Below are 23,972 nucleotides of genomic sequence, written 5' to 3'. Positions count from 1 at the left end.
AGCATCCAGGAGCGGCCAGGTGGCGCAGGCGGCCCGGAAGCCGCGAGGCCCGGCGCCCCGCGGCGAAAGCGGGGCGCCGTGACGAAGCGCCAGGACTCGTAGCCCGTCCGCTCAGGCGGGACGTTCGACTCGGCCGTCCGCGTGCCGCGCGAAGCGGCCTTCCTCCCGGGGATGGACCGGGTCATTGGCCGGCCACGGCCAGCCGCCAAACCCCGTGCGCTGGTAGTCCGCGAAGGCCTGCTGGATTTCCTGCCGCGAGTTCATCACGAACGGGCCGTACTGCACGACGGGCTCGCCAATCGGGCGCCCCTGGAGCATCAGCAACTCCGCCTCGTCCGCGCCGCTGTTCTCCAACTCCACCGCCACGTCGGCGCGCAGCTCGATGCTGCGCGACGACGGAATGGCACGACCCGCCACGCGCAATCCGGAGCCGAGGAAGAAGTACAACATCCGGTTGCTGCCCTGGGCCGCCGCCGGCAGCGTCCAGCGCGCGCCCGGCGCCAGCTTGAGGGTCCAGATGGCCACGTCCGCCTCCGCCTGCGCGGCCCAGGACCTGGGCGGCGGCGGTGGCGCCTTCACGTCTCCCAGCGTGCCGGCCACCACCGTGACCTCCGTGGTGCGTCCCGCCTCATCCCGGGCGACGTGCCGTGGGATGACGTGGTTCCACAGCATGGAGAAGTGCGGCGCCACGAGCTTGTTCACCCGCGGCAGGTTGAGCCAGATTTGAAACAGCTCCACCGGGTTCGGCGTGTCACGCGACAGCAGCGGGAACATCTCCGAATGGTTGATGCCCGCGCCCGCGGTGAGCCACTGCACGTCTCCACCGCCGAAGCGCGCGGCCGCCCCCAGGGAGTCCGAGTGGTCGAGCAGCCCCCTGCGCACCACGGTGACGGTCTCGAACCCCCGGTGCGGGTGCTGGGGAAAGCCGGGCACCACGGTGCCGTGGTACATGTTCCAGCCGTCCCGCCCGTCGAAGTCCTGGCCGATGTTGCGGCCCGCCAGCGAGGCGGAGGGCCCGAGCCGCTCGTTCCCCACGGGGTACTTGTCGTCGTGGTGGACACAGAAGAGGAACGGGTCCGGGGTCCGCCACGGCATCCCGAGCGGCTCCACACGAAGGACGGCTTCTGGCTGCTGACTCATCTGCTGCGCCTCTTCCCTTCTGGAGCCCCGTGAAGATTCCGCTGGGCAGGGCTCCGTCCAGGAAGACTAACAGCGCGCATCCTCCGTCGCCTGCCCTGCTGGGCTGGCCGGCCGGACGCCTGGGCTCAGGCCCACAGCTCCCGTGCGAGCGTGTCCACCAGGGCCACCGCGACCTCGGGAGAAGGCAGGCCGGCCTCGGACACGAGCACCGGATTCACCGGCGCCGCGGCCTCCTCGCGCAGGGCCGCCGCCGCCCGCTGCTTCGCGAGTTGGAGCACCTCCCGCTCGGAGCCCGAGAGCCGCGCCTGGGCCCACTGGTCAATCTTCCAGGACAGCGCCGCGTGCCGCGTCTCGTCCTCGGCGATACGGGCCATGGAGGCGCGCACCTCGCCATCCCGGGCATGCATCGCCTGATGCCGCGCCACCAGCGCGCCGAAGGTCTCCCGCACGCAGCCCTCCACCGCGTTGTCCAGCGCCACCGCGAACAAGGAGCGCGGCGCCGCGGCGTCCACCTGGGGCGCCGGGGGCGTCGCGCCGTGCCGTCCCGCCAGCCGGGCGCTGACCTCCGTGTGCATGACCTCCTCCAGCGCGCTCACCAGCGCCGCGTCCTGAAGCGCGACGTCCGCCCCATGCAGGGCCAGCTCCTCCCGCAGCCGCAGGAAGGCCTGGATGGACGCGGCCTCCAGGTGGGCAATGGTGGCGAAGTGCCGCCCCAGCACATCGTCACAGGCCACCGCGCCGGGCGATTGCAAGCCCTCCGGCCTGCGCCCCACGGCACAGTTGTCCGAGCCCCGCTCCAACACCGTGCGCTCCTCCTCCACCACCTCCCCCGTCGAAGTCACCCGCAGCACATGTCGCGTCAGCTCCGTCCCCTTGCCACACGCCATGCCCTGAGTGCCGACGACGCCGAACGTGCCGTCGCCCAGGTCCTTCACCGCGCCATGATTGAGCCCATTGCCACAGCCGATGTCGTAGCCGGAGGCAAAGGCCGTCAGCGCGGCTTCTTGCGTCGTGTCGATGGGCCCCAGGAACGCCTTCAGGGCTTCCAACGAGGCGATGGCAGACACCGTGTCGCCGCGAGTGGTCGCGAGGAAATAGTCCGTGCAGAGGACTCCGCAGGCGTCGCGGAAGCCCGGGGTGGGCGCCAGTGATTCCAGCGCGGACTGACAGACGTCGGGCTGGGTTGCCGTGGCACAAGGTGTTCCTGTCGAGGAGACCCGCCACTTCGACTCGGCGGATTCGTCCATTGGGGCGAAGGCGCGGAGCGCGATGAACTCAGGCGTCGTCACAGGTGACAAACCTGTCACAGCCAGGTTCCGGTTCTCACACGCAGGCTCGACATAGCCTGTCAAATCCACCTCACCACCGTCACACCCTGTAAGCACCAAGGGCGAGGCGAGCGAGGCACGCAGGGCTCGGGAGAAGAGCAGACGCAAGCGGTTCGATTCCATGGATGCAGGGCCTCCTTCAGGTGGAGCCCCAAGCATCAGCAATGCGGATGCCAACCCCCTCGCGCCAGGCCGCCCCAGGCAGGCGCCCTGAAATCCCGACGTTTCCATCCGCCCTCCGCTCAGAAACCTGAGGGGGCATGTCCCTCATGACTTGCATGGATTAAAAATCCGCAATCCATGCGAGAACAGTGAGACACAGCCGCGAGTCAACAGCGACTCCCTCCCAGTGTATGGCCAGGCAACCCGCCCCGTCGTCCGCCGTGAGAAGCGGGTTTTGTTTTCAGGCAAATGCTTGTGTCACACTGGCGCCGCAAGCATGGCACAGGCAGCGCCTCACCCGGCCCGGTGAGCCTGCCTTGGGGATGAGGTGCGGATGTCGTGGTTCAGTATCGCGGTCGCTGTGCTGGCACAGATGCCCGCCGACGGCGTGGCGCAGGTGAAGAAGGTGGACCAGCTCGTGCCGGCGCTCCAGAAGCTGGCCACCGACCCCGAAGTCATCCGAGCGGTGCGTGAGCAGAACGCCCGCCGCGTCTCCCCGGGCACCATCCGCGAGCAGGACACCGCCTGGATGGCGACCCCCGCGCTGACCCCCTTCAAGGAGCGGCTGCTGAACAGCGCCTGCTCCCGCGTCCTGAACCGGCACCGGGCGAAGCTGGGGCGCGTCATCGCCGAGGCCTTCGCCATGGACAACCAGGGCGCGCTCGTGGGCTCCACGCGCCGCACGTCCGACTACTGGCAGGGGGACGAGGAGAAGTTCCAGGTGCCCTTCACGCAGGGGACGCAGCTTCGAGAGAAGCCCTTCTTCGACGAATCCTCGCAGTCCTTCGTCATCCAGGTCTCCTTCCCGGTCCGTGATGGCGGGCGCACCATCGGCGCGCTCTCCGTCGGCATCTCCCTGATGGACCTCTGACCCTCCCGCTGGCTCGAACTCTCATGCGCTTCCTCGACGGAATGAAGCTCCGCACCCGCCTCATGCTGGCCGTGTTCCTGCTGGTCGCGGGAGCCATCGCCCCGCTCAGCATCCTCGTGAAGCGCTCCTCCGAGGACGCGCTCCGGGAGCAGATTCACGCCACCCTCCAGGCCGAGGCGGAGGGCCTGCGGGAGCTGGTGGAAGCCGCGCTCACCGAACGCGAAGGCAACGCGCGAAGCTGGGCGGAGGACTCCATCGTGCGCGGCGCCCTGCTGTTCGACACCTTCGACAAGAGCGACGCGGTGCTGGCGTCACTCAAGAAGCGGCACGCGTCCTTCGCCGGCCTGGTGCTGTTCTCCGAGGACGGCCGGGCGCTCTCCGCCAGCACCCCGGCCCTGCTGGCGTCCTTCGCCGGGCGCGAGCAGGAGGTGCGCCAGACGACCTGGTTCCGCGGCGCGCTGGAGAACCGGCTGGACGACCAATCCCTGGCGCAGGTCGACCCCTTCTTCCAGAAGCGCGTGCTGCCCTTCGCGGTGCCCGTCATCAGCCCCATCAGCGACTCGCGCATCGGCATCCTCCTGGCGGCCTATGACTGGGGCCACGTGGGCACGGAGGTCGCGGAGGCGCTGGCGCGCGCCCGCGAACGGGGACAGCAGAGCTTCGCGCTGGAGGTGCTGTCCGCGGAGGGGACGCCGCTGTTCGACTCCCGCCAGGACGGGGCGCCGCGCGTCGCCAACGCGCTCCGCTTCGAGGCCGTGGATGGCAGGACGGAGGTGGACGTGGGTGACGGCTGGCGCTTCGTGGCCACCGTCTCGCCCAAGGAGGCCTACACCGCGCTCAACCGGGGCGCCCTCATCGCCGGCTCGCTGACGGCGGCGGCGCTGGTCCTGAGCATGCTGGGCTCCTGGTGGCTGGCCCGGAGCGTGACGCGGCCCATCACCACGCTCAGCGAGGTCGTCGGGAGCATCGTCCGCGAAGGGGACCTGACGCAGCAGGTGGAGGTGCCCTCGCGCAGGGACGAGGTCGGCGAGCTGGCCGCGGCCTTCTCCCAGATGATGAGCCACCTGCGCGAGTCCACCACCAGCCTCCAGCAGGGCACGCGCGTGCTGGGGCAGACGGTGGCGGAGCTGACCAGCGCCGCCGCCCAGCAGGAGCGCAACCTGTCCCGCCAGGCCGCCGCCCTCCAGGAGACGCAGTCGACGGCGCAGGAAATCAAGCAGACGTCGCTGATGGCCGCGGAGCGCTCCCAGGAGGTGCTCGGCGTCACCGCGCGCGCCCGCGACGTGGGCAGCGCCGGAGAGGCCACCGTCAGCGCCAGCCTCCAGGGCTTCGAACAGCTCCGCGAGCAGGTGGGCCGGATGGCGGGCAGCATCACCGCCCTGGAGGAGCGCACGCGCCAGATTGGCGGCATCACCCAGTCGGTGAAGGACCTGGCGGACCAGTCCAACATGCTGGCGCTCAACGCGGCCATCGAGGCGGTGCGGTCGGGCGAGCACGGCAAGGGCTTTGGCGTGGTGGCCCGGGAGATTCGCAGCCTGGCGGACCAGTCCATCAGCTCCACGGCCCGCGTCCGCGAAATCCTGGACGACGTCCAGCGCGCCATCCGGGACACGTCCCTGCTGTCCGAGGAAGGCCAGCGCCGCACCGAGGTCGGCCTGACCCAGGTGCGCGCCAGCGGGGAGAGCCTGCGCGAGCTCGCGGGCATCATCCAGGACAACGCCAGCGCCGCGCAGCAGATCGCCACGGCGGTGAGCCAGCAGAACGCGGGCGTCGCGCAAATCTTCACCGCCGTGACGGACCTGTCCCGGATGATGGAAGAGACGCTCCAGGGGATGAAAGGCACCCAGCAGACCACCCAGGCCCTGCGCGAGGTGGCGCAGCGCATGGAAGTGGCGGCGGGCACCTACCGCGTCTGACGCCCCGCGGCGTCCCCTTCCCGCCAGCCCCACCCAGGGCGTCCCGCCCTGGCAACGCCATGCGCTTGTCAAGCCACCGACAACCCCTTGCATGACAGCCGGAAGGCAAGCGAGCCTCCTGTCAAGCTCGGGGCCTACCACTGGGGGGTGAGGGACAGTCTTCCAGCCCGCGCCTATTCAATGGCCTGACACCGAAATGGCCCCGCGGGGTTGCCTGACCCGGCAGGAAGGACCTTCTCGCGCATGAACGTCACCTCGCACGAATTCGCGCTCCAGAACAAAGTCATCGCCGCCCTCAACAGCACGCTGTCCCTCCCCCAGGCGCTGGAAGCCGCCCGGGCGCCGCTGCTCGAGCTGACGCCCGCGGACTATGCGGGCCTGTGCCTCGTCAAGCTGGGCGCCGTCATGGAGTTCCAATGGCTGGTGCCCGGCCACCGGCTGGCCCTCCTGGATGAGTATTCCAAGTGGGCGGACTCCGACTTCGTCCGCGCCCCCATCTTCGCGCAGCCCAACGTGGTCCTCCGGGACTCGGAGATGCTCTCCCGCAAGGAGCTGGAGCGCAGCGCGCTCTACCAGCGCAGCAAGGAGCTGGACCTGAGCCTGGAGCACGTCATGGCCGTGCTGCTGCCGGTGTACCCGCAGCTCTTCGGGGCCTTCACGCTCTACCGGGACCGCCGTCTGGCATTCTCGGAGCGGGACGCCGCCTTCCTGACGAGCCTCACGCCGCACCTGCTGAACGCGGTGCGCAACTGCCGCGAGGTGCAGACCGTCTCCACGGGCTGGCGGCTCCTGGAGGAGCTCTACAGCCGCGCCGACGCCGCCTTCGTGGTGGTGGCGCCGCCCTCGCACGAGGTGCTGCGCTCGCGCCGGGCCGCCACGCTGCTGGAGCGGTGGTTCCACCCCTCCGACCTGCACGCCTCGGGGATTCCGCGGGTCCTGATGGAGCGGCTGGAGGCCCTGACGCGCATGACGCCGGACGCGCGCCTGCCCTTCAACGTCTGGGTCTCCCTCCACGGGGATGCCTACCGGGTGGTGCGCTTCGTGGAGCTCCCCGAAGCCGAGGGCCCGCGTCAGTGGGCCCTCATCCTCCACGAGATTCCCTTGTCGATTCCGCTCCCGGAGACCATGCGCCAGCAGCTCACCGCCCGGCAGGTGGACATCGCCAGGGGCATGCTGCGGAACTGGTCCAACGAACAGATTGCCAGCGAGCTGGGCCTGGCCGAGGACACCGTGAAGACACACGTGCGCGACATCTTCCGCCGGCTGCAGGTCGACAACCGGACGGACTTCCTCTACCAGGCGGCCCACCTCAACAAGCCCGTCTGAGGCCTGGAGGCGGGCGCGCCCGGAGCGCGTCAGAACCGCGGCAGCTCCAGCAGGTTGTCCGTGAGCACGCCGTTCGCCTTCGTGCGCAGGTACGGAGGCCTGGCCTCGATGACCGCCACCTTCACGTCACGGGGCCAGGTCTGCACGCGGGCATCCCCGCCCGCCCTGAGCCATTGCACCAGCTCCGCGCGGCTGGCCTCGCCCACCTGATTGCCCTCCTGCTCCTTCCACCGAAGGCGGGCGATGTGCTCGTGAAGCGCGCCTCCCTCGAGCCGGATTTGAGTGATGTAGCGCATGAAGACGCCTCCCACTTCGCTGACGACGATTCGAAGCGGAGGATCGCCGTCACGCGCGGGACTGTCTCTACCACCGCGGAGGTATGCGGCCCTCAGCGCTCGCGGAAGATGCCCGGGTAGATGCAGCGCGTGGCGCGCGCGGAGAAGATCACCGCCGCCTGGTCCTCGGGGTCCGTGAGCGTGCGCAGCACCGACTCCATCTCCGCCACGTGGTCCCCGTCCAACGCGCCGTGGCTGCGCAGGAAGGTGACGGACTTGCGGATGTTGGGAATCCGGTCGGCCTCAATCAGCCGCTCCACCACGCCCGTGGCGCGCGTCTGGGACAGGTACTCCAGCACGTACGCCGTCCCCAGCACCGCCGTGGCCACGCCGGAGCGGGAGGTGAAGAAGTTCCAGCCGGTGTAGGCGTCCACCGCGGGCGTGTGCGCCGCGCCCTCCACGCGCGCCTCCGGGCACCCCAGGTTCCTCAGGTCCGACAGCAGCCACTTCTCATGACCCCGCTCCTCGCCGGCCTTCTGCACCAGCAGCTCCGCCAGGTGCGGGTGCCGGCCCTGGCGCTCGAGCCGGTGCCCCGCCTCCGCCAGCATCGGCGTGCTCCAGCGCGCGTAGTGGTAGGTCTGGACCAGGTAATGGATATAGCCCTCCGGGTCGATGGTGCCGTCGAAGAGCCGGCGGGCGTCGGGGTGCGCGTCCAGCGCGTCCACCAGCCCCCGGGCCTCGTGCCGCAGCACCGCCACCCAGTCCACCTGCGTCGGATTCTGCACTTGCGTGTTCACGGACGTCTCCTGTCTCCGGGCCGTTCTCGGTCCCCGGCTGTTGCGCGTTGAAGGTGAAGGGAAGGAAGGACAGCGGGCGGCTAGGCGGCGCGCCGAAGGGGCTGCTGCGCCAGCGCGTTGAAGCGCGCCAGGGTGCCGCGGGGAATCTCATCCAGCGCGGCGATGAGCGGCAGGGTGAAGCGGCGGAAGCTGGCGTCGTAGAGGGGCTCGGAGATGAAGCGCGCCCCCATCTTCCGGGCGAAGAGCGTGGGCGCCCGGGGCACGCGCAGGCCGTCCAGCAGCCCCTGCTCCGCGCGCTGCCGCTCCAGGGGCGTGTAGTACGGGCTGCTGGGGATGACGGGCGCCTCCACCGGCTCCGGCACGTCCACGCGCCACCGCGGGCTCATCCAGCCCCGGTAGGCGGCCACCTGGCAGGACAGGAGCGCGTCCTCGCGTGAATCCGTGTCCAGGTTCGCGGAGGCAATCCAGTGCGTCACGCCCCGGCGCCGGCTCTCCGCGTAGATGCCCGCGTGCAGCCGCGTGACGGCCTCGGTGTGCCGCCAGCCGCCCAGCACGCAGAAGCGCGAGGTCTCCGCCAGCACCAGGCCCGGGCGGACCACGTCCGACAGGTCCAGCTTCTGCTCCAGCTCCAGCCCCAGCCGCCCGCCCATGGCCTCCGCCACCTCCGGGTTGGGCAGCAGCAGCCGCGACGTGGCCACCGGCGCCGCGTCCGCGTAGACAATCAGGTGCACGGTGGTGTCGAGCGTGTCGAAACAGCTCACCTCGCGGCGCGACGGCGACATCTCCCCCGTCATCAACCCCAGCTCTCCGCCGAAGACGGCCCAGCGGACGCGGACCGCGTCGTCGAGCTCGCGCTGGGTGGTGGCAACACGGCAGTGCATGGACGTCATGGGTTTCTCCCCGGTAGCGAAGTCGGTCCGGCGTCGCGCCGTCCTCGCCCCTTCATTCGCCGCCGAGGCCCCGAGTGCGCGCGCGCCCCGCGCTTTTCGCTCCCCGCGAAGCCAGGGCCCACGGGGTACGACGGGGAGCGTGTCCCAGGACACCGTCCCGGGTGGCGCCCCTGAAGAAGCGCTGCGCCAACCCGGAGAATCTGACGTAAGAAGCCGCGCATGGCGCGGACCCTTGATGGAACTGAACTCAGCCGGGTGATGCGGGCGGAGATGGCCCAGGACGTGGCGGCGCTCCAGGCCGCGGGCGTGACCCCCGGGCTCTCCGTGGTGCTGGTGGGCAACAATCCCGCCAGCCAGGCCTATGTCGCCAGCAAGACGCGGGCGTGCGAGGCGCTGGGCATGCGCGGCCAGACGCTGACGCTGCCCGAGGACGTGTCGAAGGAGGAGCTGTTCGCGGTCATCGACCGGCTGAACGCCGACCCGGCGGTCCACGGCATCCTGGTGCAGCTCCCGCTGCCCGCCCACCTGCCCTACAAGGCCGTCCTGGAGCACATCCACCCGGCCAAGGACGTGGATGGGTTCCACCCGGTGAACGCGGGGCTGGCCTTCGTCGGAGACCCGCGCGCCTTCGTGCCCTGCACCCCCGCCGGCATCATGGAGATGCTCCGCCGCGAGGGCATCCCCACGCGGGGCCGGCACGTGGTCATCGTGGGGCGCAGCCTCATCGTCAGCAAGCCGCTGGCGTCGCTGCTGATGGCCCCCGGCCCGGACGCCACCGTCACCCTCACCCACCGCCACACGCCGGACCTGGCGTCCTTCACCCGGCAGGCGGACATCCTCATCGTCGCGGTGGGCAAGCAGAACCTCATCACCGCGGACATGGTGAAGCCGGGCGTCGTCGTCATCGACGTGGGCCAGAACCGCGTCCCCGACGAAGGCTCTCCACGCGGCTACCGGATGGTGGGCGACGTGGACTTCGACGCCATCCAGCCCATCGCCAGCGCCATCACCCCGGTGCCCGGCGGAGTTGGCCCCATGACCATCACCATGTTGCTGGCGAACACACTCCAGGCCGCGAAACAGGCGCAGCCGCGGACGGCACAAGGCTGACCCACGAGCGCGCGCGAACAGACACCTGCGCGCCTGAAACAAAGCCGCGCAGCTGGCGCTGCCGCTCGCCTATCTTCGCGCCATGCCAACCCATGCGACGAAGGCCACCGCCATCCGCGGTCAGGAAACGACTGTGCCGTTGCTTCCCTGCGTCTCGGCTGACGAGACCTTGGCGTTCTACCAGGCGCTCGGCTTCGCCGTGACGTACCAGATGACCAGGCCCTATCTGTACCTGGCGTTTCGCTGGCGTGACATCCACTTGCACTTCGGCAAGGGCTCCAAGAATCTGGACCCGAGCGAAGAGAGCACAGGTGGATGTCTGGTTTTGGTGGACACGGTGGAGCCCTACCACCGAGCCTTCTCGGAGGCGCTGCGCGCGAAGTACGGCAAGGTGCTGGCCACGGGCAGGCCCCGCCTCACCCGCTTCCGGCCCGGCCAGAGCCGCTTCTCGCTGGTTGACCCCACCGGCAACAACATCATCTTCATCCAGCGCGATGAGCCAGAGGACCTGGAGTACGGCGGCTCCGCGAAGCTCACCGGTCTGGCGAAGGTCATCGACAACGCGCGCATCCTGCGTGAGTTCAAGAACGACGACAAAGGCGCCGCGCGGGCGCTCGACATCGGGCTCGCCAGGTTTGGAGCGGAGGCCACCGTGGTGGACCGGGCGCGCGCGCTGGCGGCCCGCCTGGAGCTGGCGATTGCCCTGGGAGAAGCCACGCAGGGGCAGTCCCTGAAGCAGCAACTCCAGGCCCTGCCCCTCTCCAAGGAGGCACGAAGCCAATTGGCCGAGGAATTGAAGGCCTCGGAGCGGCTGGAGAACTGGCTCGCCGGAGCGCCGCCCAGGCGCACGCGCGCCACGCGGCGGAGGTAGCGGCAGAGGGGCAGTCCTCGCCGGCTCCGGCCTCAGTCGACGTCCACACCCGCGTCGGAATTCCCCGAGCCGCCGCGCCCCTCCTTGAACCCCTCTGTCGCCTCCCGGGCGGCGTCCTGGGCGTCCTTCGCGGCCTCCCGTGCCCCTTCCTGGAGGTCCTTCGTCGCCTCCCCGACCTCACGGCCCACCTCCCGCGAGTTCTCCCTCGCGGTCTGCTCATCACACCCGGTGAACGCCGCGAGCGACACCCCCAGCCCCACCAGCGTGAGCCACTTCCGCCCCTTGCCTTGCATTGCACGCCTCCCTGGCGCCTGGTCCCTGCGCGCCTTCCGCACGCCAAGGTAGTCATGCCCGCGCCGCACGGCTGCCCGGGAGGCCCATGCCCCTGACGCGCCCGGACAATGGCATCCACGCCGGCATGTAGAGGAGAGAACGGTCGGAGCGCCTTCTGGCTGGAAGCGGACAATCGATGGCACCTAGGCTCCAGCCATGGACCTCATCGTCGAGAACGGCCTCGTGTTCGATGGTCTGGGAAATCCCCCGCGAAAGCTCCACGTCGGCATCCAGGGGAAGACCGTCACCACGCTCTCGGAAGCACCGCTTCCGCGCGCCCCCCATACGCGCGTCATCGACGCCACCAGCCACTGGGTGACACCGGGCTTCATCGACTGCCACACGCACTACGACGCGGAGGTGGAGCTGGCGCCCTCCCTGTCGGAGTCCGTGCGGCACGGCGTCACCACGGTGATGCTGGGGAGCTGCTCACTCAGCCTCGCGCTGGGCTCGCCCGAGGACCTGGCGGACATGTTCTGCCGCGTGGAGGCCATCCCCTACGAAACCGTCCGGTCGCTGCTGGAGGAGCGCAAGACGTGGAACACGCTCGGCGACTACCTGGAGCACCTGGAGCAACTCCCGCTGGGGCCCAACGTGGCGTCGTTCCTGGGGCACTCCGCGCTGCGCGCCCACACCATGGGCCTGCACCGCAGCCTGGAGTCCGGCGTGCGCCCCCGCGAGGACGAGCTGCGCGCCATGGAGTCCCTGGTGCGCGAGGGGCTCGAGCTCGGCTACCTGGGCCTGTCCATCATGACGCTCAAGTGGGACAAGATGGGCGGCACCCGGGACATCCGCAGCCGCCCGCTGCCCTCCACCTATGCGCGGTGGAACGAGTACCGCCGCCTGACGCGGCTGCTGCGTGAGCGGGGCCGGGTCTTCCAGGGCGTGCCCAACATCAGCACCAAGGTGAACGTGGTGCTGTTCTTCCTGGAGAGCATCGGGCTGTTCCGCCCCAGCCTGAAGACGACCGTCATCTCCATGATGGACACGCGCGCCAACCGGGGCATCCACCGCCTCATCGGCGCGCTGTCGCAGGTGGCCAACCGGCTGCTGGGGGCGGACTTCCGGTGGCAGGCCCTGCCCGAAATCTTCGACCTCTGGGCGGACGGCATCGACCTGGTCGTCTTCGAGGAGTTCGGCGCGGGCGCCGCCGCCCTCCACCTCCAGGACGCCACCTCACGCGCGGGGCTGCTGCGAACGCCGGAGTACCGGGAGCGCTTCCGCCGCGAGTGGACGAACCGCTTCCTGCCCAAGGCCTTCCACCGGGACTTCAATGAGTCGCGCATCCTCCAGTGCCCTGACGCCAGCGTGGTGGGCAAGTCCTTCGCCCAAGTGGCGAAGGAGCAGGGGCGTGACGCGGTGGACGTCTTCCTCGACCTCGTCTCCGCCCATGGAGACGCCCTGCGCTGGTACACGGTGATGGCCAACGACCGGCCCAGGGAGCTGGAGCGCATCGTCCGGCACCCGGACATCCTCATGGGCTTCTCGGACGCGGGGGCGCACCTGCGCAACATGGCGCACTACAACTTCCCGCTCCGGATGCTGCGGCTGGTGCGCGAAGCGGAGCAGCGCGGCGAGCCCATCATGTCCATGGAGCGCGCCGTCCACCGGCTCACCGGGGAGTTGGCCGGGTGGTTCGGACTGGACGCGGGTGTGCTGGCGGAGGGCCGTCGCGCGGACCTGGTCGTCATCCAGCCCGAGGGGCTGGACGCGAAGCTCGACAAGATAACCGAGGCCCCCATGGAGAACTTCGGAGGCTTCGTGCGGCTGGTCAACCGCAACGACGCCGCGGTGAAGGCGGTGCTCATCTCCGGGCGAGAAGCGGTGAACGAGGCCGGCGTGTCTCCGGCGCTGGGCCGCGAGCGCGGCTTCGGCGGCGTGCTGCGCGCCCAGGCCTGAGCGGCGGAAAGCCCCGTGGCCGCAGTGCCCGCCTGCGACGTCCAGGTGTGCGTAGCGAAGAGACCCGCTTCACGAAAGGAGCCCATCCCACCATGTTGAAGAGCGTGGCAGTCCTGATGTCGAGCTGTGGCGTGTTGCTTGCTGGTTGCGGTCCGGACTCACACGACGCGAACGCTGAAACCGTCGCCAACCTGCTCAAGGCCGGGTTTCGCGCCGAGGACATCACCGTCGTCGACGGAGCCGTCCACGTCGGAGGCGACGCGCATGTGCCGCTCGCGGCCTCGCGGGAGATGCTCCAACCTGGTGAGGGAAGCCAGGAGCACTACCGATCGGCCAACCTCGTCGGCCCCAACGTGACGACGATTTGCGTCCATCCCTCGTCGGAGTTCAGCGGCAATCAACTCCTCTATTCGGGCCTGCTCAGGGCGCTCACGAATTACAACATGCTGGGGCTCAGGCTTCGATTCCTCCTCGGCACCTCGACCGGCTGCGACGCGACCATCTCCGCGAGGACCATGAGGGGAACCGGGCACTCGGCGGGCCAGCCATCGGGAGGGCTCCCCTACGGGGTGATTCTGATTGGCACCGGGCTGAGCGACTACGGCGTGTACGCCGCCGAGCATGTCATCACCCACGCACTGGGCCACACCATCGGCCTCCGCCACACGGACTACTACAATCCAAACATCAGTTGCAGCACCGGGGGTGGTGGAGGTCCGGGAGAGCCGACGGGCGTGGGCGCCATCCACATCCCTGGAACGCCCACGACGGCAACGCCAGGCGGGTCCATCATGAACACCTGCTTCCCACTCGACACCACCGGCAATTTCACCAGCACCGACATCGCCGCGTTGAACGCCCTCTATTGAGCAGCAAGGGGACGATGCGCCTGGCCCTGGGCGCATCATCCCGCCCGGCGAGGTCCGCGCCCTCCTTGGAGTGGGCGCGGCCCTCACGTGCGGCATCCCAGCGTCGCGGGACTACTCGCAGCTCCCCTGGCGCAGGTACGCCAGCAGCGAGCCCTCCTCCCCGGTGGCGGGCTCCGCGCCCACCAGGCACTGGCCCTGGGAGACCGTCACCTGCGTGTCATGGGCGGAGAGCAGCAGCTCGCCCGTCACCACCTGCAGGCCTCCCTTGAAGCCCGTGGAGGCATTCGCGGGCGCGGCGCGCAGGCTCGGGCCTCCCGCGCCGCCGCTGAGGCGCAGCCGGTAGGTCGCGTCCGCGTACGCCGCCGGTATCTCCGACGCGGCGTCCGCCATGAGCGGCGCCAGGTAGAAGTGCGTCACCAGGTCGAACTCCGGCTGCACCTTCAGCAGCGGCGCCCCATCCGCCCCGCGCGTCAGCGTCAGGTCGAAGTGCCGGCCAGACTGCTCGTTGAGGTCCAGCGAGAAGAGCGTGTCGTTCCCCAGCTTCACGTGGCTCGTCGCGTCGCCCAGGCCCAGGTTCCCCATCACGAAGTCCGTCTGGTTCTCCGTCGCCTCGACGGCGTAGGAGATGCCCGACAGGGACACCGTCCAGTCCTTGCCCTGCAGCGCCGGCGCCGGGCCCACGTACGGCACGCGGACCTCCGTGGTGTTCAGGTCCAGCTCGAAGCGAGCGCGCTTCGCGTCACCGTCCACCGCGAACGCCACGAGCGGCGCGGCGCGGGCGGACGAGAAGGCGAAGGTGCTCCCCTCCATCGCCAGCTCCAGGCGCAGCGCCTCCAGGATGGAGCCACTGACAATCCAGTGCGCCTCGGACTCCTTCGTCACCTTGAGCTCGACCTGGCCCACCATCACCGCCGGCAGGGCCCCGGCCACCTCGGCATCCAGCCCCGCCACCGCGCTCTTCAGGCCACCCAGGTCCACCACCAGCGCGACGTCCTTGGGCAGGAAGCGCAGCGCCAGCGGCTCCGCGCGATTCGCGCCGATGAGCAGCTCCAGCTCCAGGGTGTCGTCACCCTCGCTGGTCGCGCGAATCCGCAACTGGGCCTCGTCCACGGCGCGCACACAGTCCGCGTCCGCGGGCTCGCGGCCATCCGTGCAGAGCTGCTCGCCCTTCAAACGGAAGACGGTGGCGCCGCCCTCCGTGGACTCGATGTTGGCCTCGGTGAAGACGCGCTCGCGCAGGAACCGCTCCAGCTCGCCCGCCTGCGCGTCCGTGTCCTCCGCGTCGAACATGTCCGCCAGCGCCGCGCCGTCCTCACCCGTCGGCAGCACCGGCATGGGCACCCCCTCGAAGCCCGCACCGAACCGGGCCATCGCCTCGCCCAGGCCATTGAGCGAGGACAGGCCCGAGGCGGTCCTCATGCTCTTGCTGACACCTCGCATCGCCTCCGCGGAGCGGCCGGCGGCGATGTCAGCGACCTTCTTCGCGTCGGGGGCTTCATCAGGGTCACAACCCGTCGTGACAAGTGCGACAGCCGCGACGGCCGCGAGCCAGGACCTGGCGTTCTGCATGGGGCGTTGCTCCTTGGGGTGGGAAGACAGTGCCCCCCCGCTACAGCAACGCCCGCGCCAACCCAGACTCCAGGTGTTTCCAGGGGTTTCCAACACCCCCTGGCCCCGAAGTCCGGGTTGGCCTGACATCCCTGTCAGGCTTCAGGGCTGACGCGCCGGGACGCGCAGCACCAGGTCAGGGGATGGCAACCCGTACGACAACGCCGGGTCGCCCCAGCAGCTGAGCCGGCCATCGTCCCCGAGCACCATGCTCAGCGACATCGCCCGGCCCGGGAGCGCGGCGACGGGCCCTGGCGCCGCGGGCGGCGTGGACACGTCGGCTTCTTCTTCGTGCCCCCAGGCCAGCACGGTGCCGTCCGCCGTGAGCGCGAGGCTGGAGCCGCTCGTGACGGCAATGGACACCACGCCGGTCAGCCCGGCGGGAGGCATTGCCCCGCCCAGCCTGTCGTCACCCCACCCCACCACGGTGCCATCCGCCTTGAGCGCCAGGGCGAAGTGCTCACCGGCGGCAATGGCGACGACGTCCGTGAGGCCCGCTGGGACGGTCAGGGGTCCAGGCAGGTCGCCACCCCACGCCCTCACGGTGCCATCCGCCTTGAGCGCCAGGGCGGTATCGCGGGCCGCCGCGACGCTCACCACGTCGGTCAGCACCTCGGGGAGCTCGTAGAGGGCGCCGGTGGGCGTGGTCTCCCCCCAGGCCGTCACGTCGTTGGAGGGCAGGATGCCAACGCCCCAGGACTCCGTGTAGGCATAGGTCTCCTGGGCCAGCACCCGCACCGAGGCGGTGGCGCTCCGCCGCCAGGGCACGCCGGGCGTCACGACGACGTCGTGCTCACCGGGGACGACCTGGTGCGCCACCCGCACCACCACGCGCGTGTCAGACCAGGAGATGAAGTCGGTGACGGCCCTGCCGCCCACCGTGATGGTGAAGGGGCCGCGCTCCTCGCCGAAGCCCGAGCCCGTCAGGGTCAGGTGCCCCCCCTGGACCGCCAGCTTCGGCGCGGAGACCTCCAGGGCCCCCAGCCGCTCCAGCGAAAGGTTGACGGCGGCCGGCTCGCCGCCGCGCACGTCCAGCGCCGTCTCCGCCTTCGTGTAGTTGGCCCTCCGCGCCGTCAGCGTGTACCGCCCGGCGGCGACCCCCTCGAGGACGAAGTGGCCCTGGGCGTCCGTCGTCGCGACGGCCTCGTGGCCGGAGAGCGCGACGGAGACACCCGCGTGGTTGCTCTCGCCGGTGAGCTGGACGGTTCCCCGCACCGCGCCCGACTCACGCATCAGCGTGATGTTGACGGTCGTCGTCTGCTCGAACCGGACCTCCACGGTCCGCTCCTCCCGCTCGTAGCCATTCCACCAGGCGGTCAGCGTGTAGGTCCCCGCGCGCAGGGCCTCGAAGCGGAAGCGGCCCTGCGCGTCCGTCGTCAGGGTGGACCCGTTCTCCACCAGCGCCACGGAGATGCCCGACGTGGTGGGGGCGTCCTCCAGCAGGACCACGCCCTCGATGTCCCCGCGCGCGAGGGCCAGCGTCGCGTTGACCTGCGCCTGCTCGTTCGCGCGCACCGTCACCGACGGCCGGGCCGGGGCGTAGCCTGCCTTGGTGGCTTCCAGGGTGTAGGTCCCGGAGGGGACGCTGCTGAAGGAGAACTGACCCGAGCCGTTGGTGCGCGCGCTGAAGGCCGTCCCCACCAGGGTGACGGTGATGTCCACCGGCGAGCCCCCGCCCTCCAGCAGGAGGGTACCGGCCACGCTCCCCCGCTCACGCGCCAGCGTGAGGGACAGCGTGCTCGTCTCGTTCTGCCGCACCTCGACGGACTGCCGCGTCGTGACGTAGCCGGTCCTCCGCGCCTCCACCGTGTACGCGCCCGAGGTGACGCTGAAGGCGAAGCGGCCCTGGCTGTCCGTCGTCGTGGAGGCGCCCGTCTCCGTGAGGACCACCGTGACGCCGAAGTGGTCGCTGGCGCCCTCCAGCCGGGCCGTGCCCTCCACGCGGCCCTCGGAGCGGACCAGGTCGATGGACACCGTGGCCGCCGCGCCCGCGCGCACCTCCACGGACCGCGTCGCATCCGCGTAGCCGTTCTTCCGGGCGGTCAGGTTGTAGGTCCCCAGCGGAAGCCCCGCGAAGGCGAACCGGCCCTGCGCATCCGAGGTCGCGGTGGCGCCCGTCTCCATCACGGTGACGGTGACGCCCGACGGCGGCGCGTTGTCCAACAGCCGGACCGTGCCGGTCACGTCGCCGCGCACGAGCAACAACGACAAGGTGACCTCGCTCTGCGCGTTGGCACGCACCTCCACGGACCGCTGCGCCTCCACATAGGCTTCCCTGCGCGCCCGCACGGTGTACGTGCCCGTCGTCACGCCGTCGAAGACGAAGCGCCCCTCGGCGTCCGTCGTCGTGGTGACGCCCGCCTCCACCAGGGTGACGACGGCGCCCATGTGGTTGGTCGCGCCTTCCAGCTCGACGACTCCCGCCACGCTGCCGCGCTCGCGGGACAAGGTGAGGGTGACCAGCGTCGCCCCCCGGGGCTGGACCACCACGCTCTGCTGCGTCGGGAGGTAGTCCACCCGCTGGAGCGCCACGGTGTAGGTTCCAGGAGCCAGGCCGGAGAACTGGAACTGCCCCAGCGCATCCGTGGTCGTGGTGGCGCCCGTCTCGATGAGGGTGACGGAGACCCCTGATGCATCCAGGAGCCCCTCCACCTCGACCGTGCCCAGAATCCCGCCGCCCTCCTGCTGGAGGTTGAGCGTCACGTTGGAGGCCTGGCCCGCGAGGACAGTCACGGTGCTCCGGGCCTCGGCGTAGCCCGCCTTGCGGGCCAGGACGGTGTACCCCCCCGAGGTGACGTTCTCCAGGCTGAAGCGGCCCTGCGCGTCGGTGGTGGTGCTCAGCGAGGTGCCTTCGAGCGAAATCGAAATGCCATCATGGGCCGAGGCCCCCTGAAGCAGGGCCTGCCCTGTCACCCGGCCAATCCCGGTTCCCGAGTCAGGGCCTTGCGTGCCGCCATCAGGGGAAGGCCCCGTCGTGCTGACGCCGCAGGCGGCGAGCGCCAGCAGCAACGCCCAGAGGCAGGTGTTTTGAAGGAGTCGCATGGAGTCGGGCTTCTCGGAAGGAAAGGGGAGTGGGACCGCGAGCAGGGACGGGCGGCGCCTCGCGGGGGTTCCGAGCGCGGCCAGGATACGACGTTGGGGCTGCGATATTCACGGTGAGTACCCAAAGACGCGCTCTGGAGGCAAGGCGTGGGCGCTCCACGCCCTCTTGGCGAAGCCAAGAAACCCAGACGGCCCGCGACCAGGTCCCCACCGGCGACTGGCATTGCGTCTGGACGGAGAACCGCTGCCTGCCCACCGACGCGTCGCGCCGCCAGTCGCGGGCGCGCCTCAACGCACGCGCGGGGCTTTCATATCATCCCAGCGGTGGGTTGCTTGCGCGGTGACGGTGAAACCGCTCCGGCCACGCCGTCCCTGAGGAGCCCCGAGGGGGCGCGGCGTTGCTCCAGGACCGGGGGAAATCCCTCCCCCCGGCTGTCTGGAGCACGGCATGTCCAAATGGAGTACACGCAAGGGGCGCGCCCGGTGGGGTGCGCTGGCCCTGACGCTGGCGTTCGGCAGTGGCTGCGGCGGTGGCATGGAGGCGCCGCCCATGCCCCCACCGGAGGTCCCCAGTCCCGGGCTCGAGGTGGAGCTGACGGGGGACTTCGTGGCCATCCCCCGGGAGCTGAGCCCGGCGCAGCGGGACCACGTCGCCCAGAAGCTGGACGGCGTGGTGGCGGACGCGGGCAAGAGCTTCTACCTGGCCATCCGGCGCAGCGAGCTGCGCAAGCGGTGGTTCCTCACCGCGTTCGCCAAGCAATACCACCCTGGCGGTGTGGGCAACCACGCGGGCGAAGTGCTGGGCAGCCGGGTGGTGAGCTTCGAGGAGCAGAACGGCAAGCTCTTCGTCTTCGACGTCGAGAAGCGCAAGGTGATGAGTGACGTGTTCGACCCGCAAATCCTGGTCGAGGCGTATCCCATCGTCACCGACCACCGCCCGTTCAACCGGCTCCCTGGAGCCAGCCAGTACGTGCTCATCGACCCCACCGAGGGCCTCAACCGCTACGGCGTCGTCGGCGACCGGCTCGGACAGAATGGGGTCCACTTCCAGGTGGAGCTGAGCTTCGCGCAGCGCTTCCGGCGCCTGGCCGACGGCGTCGCCTACGAGCAGGTCTTCACCGGCTACGCCGACCTCCCCTGGGAGTGGGCGTCCTACTACGGCGAGGACAACGCCTTCCGGACGGCGGGCACGCTGGCCATCTCCCTGCGCGAATACAAGGAAGGCCCGGGCTACACCCCCACCCCGCTGCCGCCCCGGGAGCACTACTTCCGCAGCGACCGGCGGCTCGTGCCCAACACGACAGCGGAGCAGTTCGAGCAGGTGGCCCTGAAGTGGAACATCCACCCCGGCATGAAGCCCATCCGCTGGCACATCATGGACACCGTGCTCGCGGCGCAGCAGGACCCTCGCTTCCAGGGATATGACGTCGTGGGCGCCGTGAAGCGCGGCATCGAGGGATGGAACGCCGCGTTCGGCTTCCCCGTGCTCGAGGCGGTCGTCGGCGGAGGCATGCAGGACTTCGGCGACGACGACCGGAACGTCGTCATCTTCGACACGGACGAGCTGATGCCCATGGCCTTCGCGAACTGGCGCAGCAACCCCATCACCGGTGAGCTTCGAGGCGCCAGCATCTACTACTCGGTGAGCTGGTGGCTGTTCGCGCTCGAGGCGTTCGCGGAGGGCGCCCCGCTGACCGAAGCGGCCCCCGACGTGGTGACCGCGCCCCCCGCCCCCAGGCTCGGGCTGTCCTGGTCCGGCATGGCGGGCAGCGGGCCGTGTGAGCTGAGCGCTTCGGACCCGCGCCAGGTGCGCGCCCGCCTTCAGGCCTCGGCTGACCCCAGGCTCGCGGCGCTCACCCAGAAGCAGAAGGTGGAGGCGCACATCACGCACGTCATGCTCCACGAGGTGGGGCACACGCTGGGCCTGCGCCACAACTTCTCCGGCTCGCGCAGCAACGACGGCGGCCCCAACAGCCCCGTCTCCACCTCGGTGATGGACTACCTGCTCGACGAGGACCGGGTCCTGATGGATGCCCCTGGCGAGTATGACGTGCGCGCCGTCCGCTACCTCTACGGCCTGTCACCGGAGGTGCCCGCGACGGACGCCTTCTGCACGGATGACGACCGCCGCGTCGACCCGTACTGCGCCACGTATGACCGCTTCGCGGATTCGCTCCCGCTGCACCATGGCCCTGTGTTCCAGGGGCACCTGGACTACTTCCTGACCAGCACGAACTCCTGGCCGCGCCTGCAGTTCTACTTCGACTACGTCACGTCGCCCTACCTGGGGTTCCTGCGCATCCCCGACCCGGCGACCCAGGCCACGGCCTACGAGCTGGCGATGCAGAAGCTCCGCCCACCGCTCGTGGTTCCCCCGGACGCCCGGCCGGACTACGCGGTCCGCGCGGACGAGCTCACGCGGCGCCTCTTCCAGCGCCTCTACCTGGACCCGGCGTCCAGCCGGGGGGCCTTCACCAACGACCCGCCGCCCTCCCCCGCGCTGCTGACGCCCATGCTGGCGGACATCAGGGCCATCATCCTCAACGCGGACGGCGTGCGCAGCCACGCGGCGCGCCGCACCCTGGTGGACGTCCTCAAGGCCCAGCAGTCACTGGGGGCGTACCTGCTGCTGCGTGAGCTGCGCGGCACGCTCACCGACAGCCTGCCTTCGCTGCCCCTGGAAGAGCGGGTGCTCATCGAGGACCTGGTGACGCGCATCTCCGGCGCCCTGTCTCCGTACTATCGCTGAACCCGGCGTGGACCTCCGGGCGAAGGCCTCACGCGTTCGAGGCCTCCGCCCGGCGGCCACACCGCGAGCGAGCACCCTCCAGCGCAAGGATTGCGCGCGCTCCCGCGGCGGCGCAAAAACAGCGCGGCGCGGCTCACGTCGAAATTCGTACGAGACGACACATGGGGGGCTCCCCGTGCGCACAAGCATTGCTACGGTGTCCCTTGTGTCCTCGGCATCCCGTACAGTGCTGGCTGTCGTCCTGGGGCTCACCCTGGGCGCGGCGATTGGCATCGGTGGCTACACCTTCGCGTACGCGAAGGGCGCGGCCTACCTCCAGGACGACCCGGCCGCCTGCGCCAACTGCCACATCATGAACGAGCAATATGAAGGGTGGCGCAAGAGCAGCCACCACGCGGTGGCCACCTGCAATGACTGCCACACGCCGGCCGCGCTGGTGCCCAAGTACCTCAACAAGGCGAGCAACGGCTTCTGGCACTCCTTCTACTTCACCACCGGCACCTTCCCAGACCCCATCCGCATCCGGCCGGGAAACCGGCAGGTGACGGAGAACGCCTGCCGCAACTGCCATGACAGCCTCGTGGAGAGCATTGAAACGCCCCACCAGGATTCCCTGCAGTGCCTCACCTGCCACAACTCCGTGGGGCACCCCGAGGGCTCCGGGAACCCCGAACTCATCCGTCAGGAGGTTGCACGATGACCGAGCCTGAGAAGCAACGCCGCTTGGGTGGCGTCAAGCTGGTGCTGGCGGTGGCGGTGGCTGCCGCCCTGGCCGCCGCTGGCGTCACCGCGCTCCTGGTCAACATCATGGAGCGCAAGCAGGAGGCGAAGAACCCCTTCTACCGGGTGGTGGAGCTGGACGACACCATCACCGACCCGGAGGTGTGGGGGCGGAACTTCCCGCTGCAATATGACGGCTACAAGCGCACGGTGGACCAGGAGCGCACCCGCTATGGCGGCAGTGAAGCCGTGGCGCGCACGCCCACCCGGGCGGACCCGCGCACCGTCGTCGCGCAGAGCCGCTTGGAGGAAGACCCGCGGCTGGTGACCATGTGGAGCGGCTACGCCTTCGCCACCGACTTCCGCGAGGAGCGCGGCCACGCGCACATGCTGGAAGACCAGGTCTTCACCGAGCGTCAGCACGTGACGCGGCAGCCGGGCACCTGCCTCCACTGCCACGCCAGCGTGTACGTGCCCTACAAGAAGCTGGGTGACGGCGACCTCATCAAGGGCTTCGAGAAGATGAACCAGATGCCCTTCATGGAGGCGCGCGAGCAGGTGGAGCACCCCGTCTCCTGCATCGACTGCCACGACCCCACCACGATGCAGCTCCGCGTGACGCGGCCCGGCTTCATCGAGGGCATCGCCGCGCTCAAGGCCAGCCAGGGCGTCCCCCACTTCAAGGTGAACCAGGACGCGACGCGGCAGGAGATGCGCACCTACGTGTGCGGGCAGTGCCACGTCGAGTACTACTTCAAGGGCAAGGAGAAGCGCCTCACGTACCCCTGGGCCAAGGGCATCAACATCGACCAGATCATGGCCTACTACGACGAGGACGGGCACACCGACTGGACGCACCAGCTCACGGGGGCCCAGGTGCTGAAGGCCCAGCACCCCGAGTTCGAGCTGTACAACCAGGGCATCCACGCGAAGAGCGGCGTGGCCTGCGCGGACTGCCACATGCCCTTCGTGCGTGAGGGCGCGATGAAGGTCAGCGACCACCACGTGCGCAGCCCGCTGCTCAACATCAACCGCGCCTGCCAGACGTGCCACAAGTGGAGCGAGGCGGAGCTGCTCCAGCGCGCGGAGGCCATCCAGACGCGCACCTTCGAGACGCGGAACATCGCCATGGACGCGCTGGTGGACCTCATCCACGACCTCGAGTCCGCGCGGAAGGCGGGCCTGCCCGACGACGCGCTCGCCAAGGCGAGAGACCTGCAGAAGCGCGCCCAGTTCTACCTGGACTTCGTGGAGGCGGAGAACTCCATGGGCTTCCACGCGGACCAGGAGGCGGTGCGCATCCTGAGCAAGTCCATCAACTTCTCGCGCCTGGGGCAGAACGCGCTGCGGCCCGGCGGCGGTGCCTCCACCAGCCCCGCCACGCGGCCCCAGGGCGCTCCGGCGCCCGGCTCCACGGTTGGCGCGGGAGGCACGCAGCAGGGGGCGCGGTAGGCGCGGCGAGCGGAAGCGGCAGACGCCCGCTTCCGCCGTCGCCGCGGGGGCTACTCCGCGCGCACCCAGTACTGGGTGCGGCCCAGCAGCGCCATGCCGATGTAGCCACGGACCTTCAGCTTCTTGCCGCCATCCTCGACGGCAATCTTGCACTTGTAGGTCTTCCCGTTCGCCGGGTCGAGGATGCTCCCGCCGGACCACTCGTCATCATCCTTCTTCAAATCACGAAGAATGGTCATCCCGATGATGGGCTGGTTCTTCAGCGCGCCCTCGCACTTGTCGCAGAGCGGGTTCTGCTCCTCCTTGGGCTCCCGGAAGAGCTTCTCGATCTTCCCGTACAGCTTGCCGTTCTCCTCGTAGATGGCGATGACGGACTTGGGCTTCTTCGTCTCGTCGTCAATGGTCGTCCACCGGCCGACCGCGGCGGGGGCCGCGGCAGGGGCCTTGTCCTCGGCGAAGGCGTTCGAGGCCAGCAGCAGGGTCAGGGAAGCGAGTCCAAACCAGCGGGTTGCGTTCATGTCTTGGTGTCCTTCCGCGCGGGGGCTCACGCCGGAGGAAACATGCGTACAAGCCCCGCATGCTTCGTTTGTACTCCACCGCCGCGCCGGGACGCA

General features: G+C 69.9%; 19 protein-coding genes. 10 read left to right on the top strand and 9 right to left on the bottom strand.

Annotation, left to right across the window (positions count from 1 at the left end; translation table 11 throughout):
* Positions 1-111 precede the first annotated feature (111 nt).
* Both MYMAC_RS11095 and MYMAC_RS11090 read right to left on the bottom strand, forming a co-directional pair.
* Positions 112-1,140 carry a pirin family protein gene (locus tag MYMAC_RS11095; protein ID WP_095958069.1) on the bottom strand — a complete coding sequence of 343 codons (1,029 nt, stop codon included), beginning with the start codon at positions 1,138-1,140 and terminating at the stop codon, positions 112-114.
* 125 nt (positions 1,141-1,265) lie between these two features.
* Complete coding sequence (locus MYMAC_RS11090) at positions 1,266-2,591, bottom strand: ferritin-like domain-containing protein (RefSeq protein ID WP_170114726.1); 1,326 nt, start codon at positions 2,589-2,591, stop codon at positions 1,266-1,268.
* Between the two features lie 373 nt (positions 2,592-2,964).
* Here MYMAC_RS11090 and MYMAC_RS11085 point away from each other — a divergent pair, with 373 nt between their 5' ends.
* The 3 genes from MYMAC_RS11085 to MYMAC_RS11075 all read left to right on the top strand — a co-directional run bounded on the left by MYMAC_RS11085 (position 2,965) and on the right by MYMAC_RS11075 (position 6,743).
* Positions 2,965-3,501 carry a PDC sensor domain-containing protein gene (locus MYMAC_RS11085; protein WP_095958067.1) on the top strand — a complete coding sequence of 179 codons (537 nt, stop codon included), beginning with the start codon at positions 2,965-2,967 and terminating at the stop codon, positions 3,499-3,501.
* Positions 3,502-3,524: 23 nt separating this feature from the next.
* Positions 3,525-5,417: a methyl-accepting chemotaxis protein gene (locus tag MYMAC_RS11080; protein WP_095958066.1), complete on the top strand. Its 1,893-nt coding sequence runs from the start codon at positions 3,525-3,527 to the stop codon at positions 5,415-5,417.
* A gap of 243 nt (positions 5,418-5,660) precedes the next feature.
* Positions 5,661-6,743 (top strand): helix-turn-helix transcriptional regulator, encoded by a 1,083-nt coding sequence (locus MYMAC_RS11075; RefSeq protein ID WP_204817512.1) that lies wholly within the window; start codon positions 5,661-5,663, stop codon positions 6,741-6,743.
* Between the two features lie 29 nt (positions 6,744-6,772).
* Here the strand turns inward: MYMAC_RS11075 and MYMAC_RS11070 are convergent, their stop codons facing one another.
* The 3 genes from MYMAC_RS11070 to MYMAC_RS11060 form a co-directional block, all read right to left on the bottom strand.
* The gene (locus MYMAC_RS11070; protein ID WP_204817510.1) at positions 6,773-7,039 is read right to left on the bottom strand and encodes a DUF3892 domain-containing protein; all 267 of its coding nucleotides are present in this window, start codon (positions 7,037-7,039) and stop codon (positions 6,773-6,775) included.
* A gap of 92 nt (positions 7,040-7,131) precedes the next feature.
* Positions 7,132-7,815 carry an iron-containing redox enzyme family protein gene (locus MYMAC_RS11065; RefSeq protein WP_095958063.1) on the bottom strand — a complete coding sequence of 228 codons (684 nt, stop codon included), beginning with the start codon at positions 7,813-7,815 and terminating at the stop codon, positions 7,132-7,134.
* Between the two features lie 80 nt (positions 7,816-7,895).
* Entirely contained in the window at positions 7,896-8,705 is an 810-nt protein-coding gene (locus tag MYMAC_RS11060) for a GNAT family N-acyltransferase (protein ID WP_095958062.1), read from the bottom strand.
* A gap of 219 nt (positions 8,706-8,924) precedes the next feature.
* Here MYMAC_RS11060 and folD point away from each other — a divergent pair, with 219 nt between their 5' ends.
* Positions 8,925-9,815, top strand: a complete 891-nt coding sequence (folD, locus tag MYMAC_RS11055; protein WP_095958061.1) for a bifunctional methylenetetrahydrofolate dehydrogenase/methenyltetrahydrofolate cyclohydrolase FolD — start codon at positions 8,925-8,927, stop codon at positions 9,813-9,815.
* Between the two features lie 169 nt (positions 9,816-9,984).
* The gene (locus tag MYMAC_RS11050) at positions 9,985-10,686 is read left to right on the top strand and encodes a VOC family protein (RefSeq protein ID WP_239989475.1); all 702 of its coding nucleotides are present in this window, start codon (positions 9,985-9,987) and stop codon (positions 10,684-10,686) included.
* Between the two features lie 32 nt (positions 10,687-10,718).
* Here MYMAC_RS11050 and MYMAC_RS11045 read toward each other — a convergent pair whose 3' ends face one another.
* Positions 10,719-10,979 carry a hypothetical protein gene (locus tag MYMAC_RS11045; RefSeq protein ID WP_013938805.1) on the bottom strand — a complete coding sequence of 87 codons (261 nt, stop codon included), beginning with the start codon at positions 10,977-10,979 and terminating at the stop codon, positions 10,719-10,721.
* A 196-nt stretch (positions 10,980-11,175) separates the two neighbouring features.
* Between MYMAC_RS11045 and MYMAC_RS11040 the strand changes: the two genes are divergently transcribed.
* Positions 11,176-12,918: an N-acyl-D-amino-acid deacylase family protein gene (locus tag MYMAC_RS11040; protein WP_095958059.1), complete on the top strand. Its 1,743-nt coding sequence runs from the start codon at positions 11,176-11,178 to the stop codon at positions 12,916-12,918.
* A gap of 92 nt (positions 12,919-13,010) precedes the next feature.
* Positions 13,011-13,787, top strand: a complete 777-nt coding sequence (locus MYMAC_RS11035; protein ID WP_095958058.1) for a M57 family metalloprotease — start codon at positions 13,011-13,013, stop codon at positions 13,785-13,787.
* 111 nt (positions 13,788-13,898) lie between these two features.
* Here MYMAC_RS11035 and MYMAC_RS11030 read toward each other — a convergent pair whose 3' ends face one another.
* Positions 13,899-15,356, bottom strand: a complete 1,458-nt coding sequence (locus tag MYMAC_RS11030) for a hypothetical protein (protein WP_095958057.1) — start codon at positions 15,354-15,356, stop codon at positions 13,899-13,901.
* 141 nt (positions 15,357-15,497) lie between these two features.
* Entirely contained in the window at positions 15,498-18,437 is a 2,940-nt protein-coding gene (locus tag MYMAC_RS11025) for a carboxypeptidase regulatory-like domain-containing protein (protein WP_239989474.1), read from the bottom strand.
* 448 nt (positions 18,438-18,885) lie between these two features.
* Between MYMAC_RS11025 and MYMAC_RS11020 the strand changes: the two genes are divergently transcribed.
* The 3 genes from MYMAC_RS11020 (at position 18,886) to MYMAC_RS11010 (ending at position 23,358) form a co-directional block, all read left to right on the top strand.
* Positions 18,886-21,186: a zinc-dependent metalloprotease gene (locus MYMAC_RS11020; RefSeq protein WP_095958055.1), complete on the top strand. Its 2,301-nt coding sequence runs from the start codon at positions 18,886-18,888 to the stop codon at positions 21,184-21,186.
* 196 nt (positions 21,187-21,382) lie between these two features.
* Positions 21,383-21,886, top strand: coding sequence for a cytochrome c nitrite reductase small subunit (gene nrfH / locus MYMAC_RS11015; RefSeq protein WP_095958054.1), 504 nt, complete (start codon positions 21,383-21,385; stop codon positions 21,884-21,886).
* Positions 21,883-23,358, top strand: a complete 1,476-nt coding sequence (locus MYMAC_RS11010) for an ammonia-forming cytochrome c nitrite reductase subunit c552 (protein WP_095958053.1) — start codon at positions 21,883-21,885, stop codon at positions 23,356-23,358. The genes nrfH and MYMAC_RS11010 overlap by 4 nt, the downstream gene beginning before the upstream one ends.
* A gap of 50 nt (positions 23,359-23,408) precedes the next feature.
* Here MYMAC_RS11010 and MYMAC_RS11005 read toward each other — a convergent pair whose 3' ends face one another.
* Positions 23,409-23,876 (bottom strand): DUF2147 domain-containing protein, encoded by a 468-nt coding sequence (locus MYMAC_RS11005; RefSeq protein WP_013938797.1) that lies wholly within the window; start codon positions 23,874-23,876, stop codon positions 23,409-23,411.
* Between the last annotated feature and the right edge of the window lie 96 nt (positions 23,877-23,972).

This window comes from Corallococcus macrosporus DSM 14697 (genome assembly GCF_002305895.1).
Taxonomy (GTDB): Bacteria; Myxococcota; Myxococcia; order Myxococcales; family Myxococcaceae; genus Myxococcus; species Myxococcus macrosporus.
This window is presented reverse-complemented; position numbering and strand designations above follow the sequence as displayed.

Coding starts and splice junctions, on each gene's coding strand:
- MYMAC_RS11095 (WP_095958069.1), bottom strand. CDS start 1,140: ATGAGTCAGCAGCCAGAAGCCGTCCTTCGTGTGGAGCCGCTCGGGATG.
- MYMAC_RS11090 (WP_170114726.1), bottom strand. CDS start 2,591: ATGGAATCGAACCGCTTGCGTCTGCTCTTCTCCCGAGCCCTGCGTGCC.
- MYMAC_RS11085 (WP_095958067.1), top strand. CDS start 2,965: ATGTCGTGGTTCAGTATCGCGGTCGCTGTGCTGGCACAGATGCCCGCC.
- MYMAC_RS11080 (WP_095958066.1), top strand. CDS start 3,525: ATGCGCTTCCTCGACGGAATGAAGCTCCGCACCCGCCTCATGCTGGCC.
- MYMAC_RS11075 (WP_204817512.1), top strand. CDS start 5,661: ATGAACGTCACCTCGCACGAATTCGCGCTCCAGAACAAAGTCATCGCC.
- MYMAC_RS11070 (WP_204817510.1), bottom strand. CDS start 7,039: ATGCGCTACATCACTCAAATCCGGCTCGAGGGAGGCGCGCTTCACGAG.
- MYMAC_RS11060 (WP_095958062.1), bottom strand. CDS start 8,705: ATGACGTCCATGCACTGCCGTGTTGCCACCACCCAGCGCGAGCTCGAC.
- folD (WP_095958061.1), top strand. CDS start 8,925: ATGGCGCGGACCCTTGATGGAACTGAACTCAGCCGGGTGATGCGGGCG.
- MYMAC_RS11045 (WP_013938805.1), bottom strand. CDS start 10,979: ATGCAAGGCAAGGGGCGGAAGTGGCTCACGCTGGTGGGGCTGGGGGTG.
- MYMAC_RS11040 (WP_095958059.1), top strand. CDS start 11,176: ATGGACCTCATCGTCGAGAACGGCCTCGTGTTCGATGGTCTGGGAAAT.
- MYMAC_RS11035 (WP_095958058.1), top strand. CDS start 13,011: ATGTTGAAGAGCGTGGCAGTCCTGATGTCGAGCTGTGGCGTGTTGCTT.
- MYMAC_RS11030 (WP_095958057.1), bottom strand. CDS start 15,356: ATGCAGAACGCCAGGTCCTGGCTCGCGGCCGTCGCGGCTGTCGCACTT.
- MYMAC_RS11025 (WP_239989474.1), bottom strand. CDS start 18,437: ATGCGACTCCTTCAAAACACCTGCCTCTGGGCGTTGCTGCTGGCGCTC.
- MYMAC_RS11020 (WP_095958055.1), top strand. CDS start 18,886: ATGTCCAAATGGAGTACACGCAAGGGGCGCGCCCGGTGGGGTGCGCTG.
- MYMAC_RS11010 (WP_095958053.1), top strand. CDS start 21,883: ATGACCGAGCCTGAGAAGCAACGCCGCTTGGGTGGCGTCAAGCTGGTG.
- MYMAC_RS11005 (WP_013938797.1), bottom strand. CDS start 23,876: ATGAACGCAACCCGCTGGTTTGGACTCGCTTCCCTGACCCTGCTGCTG.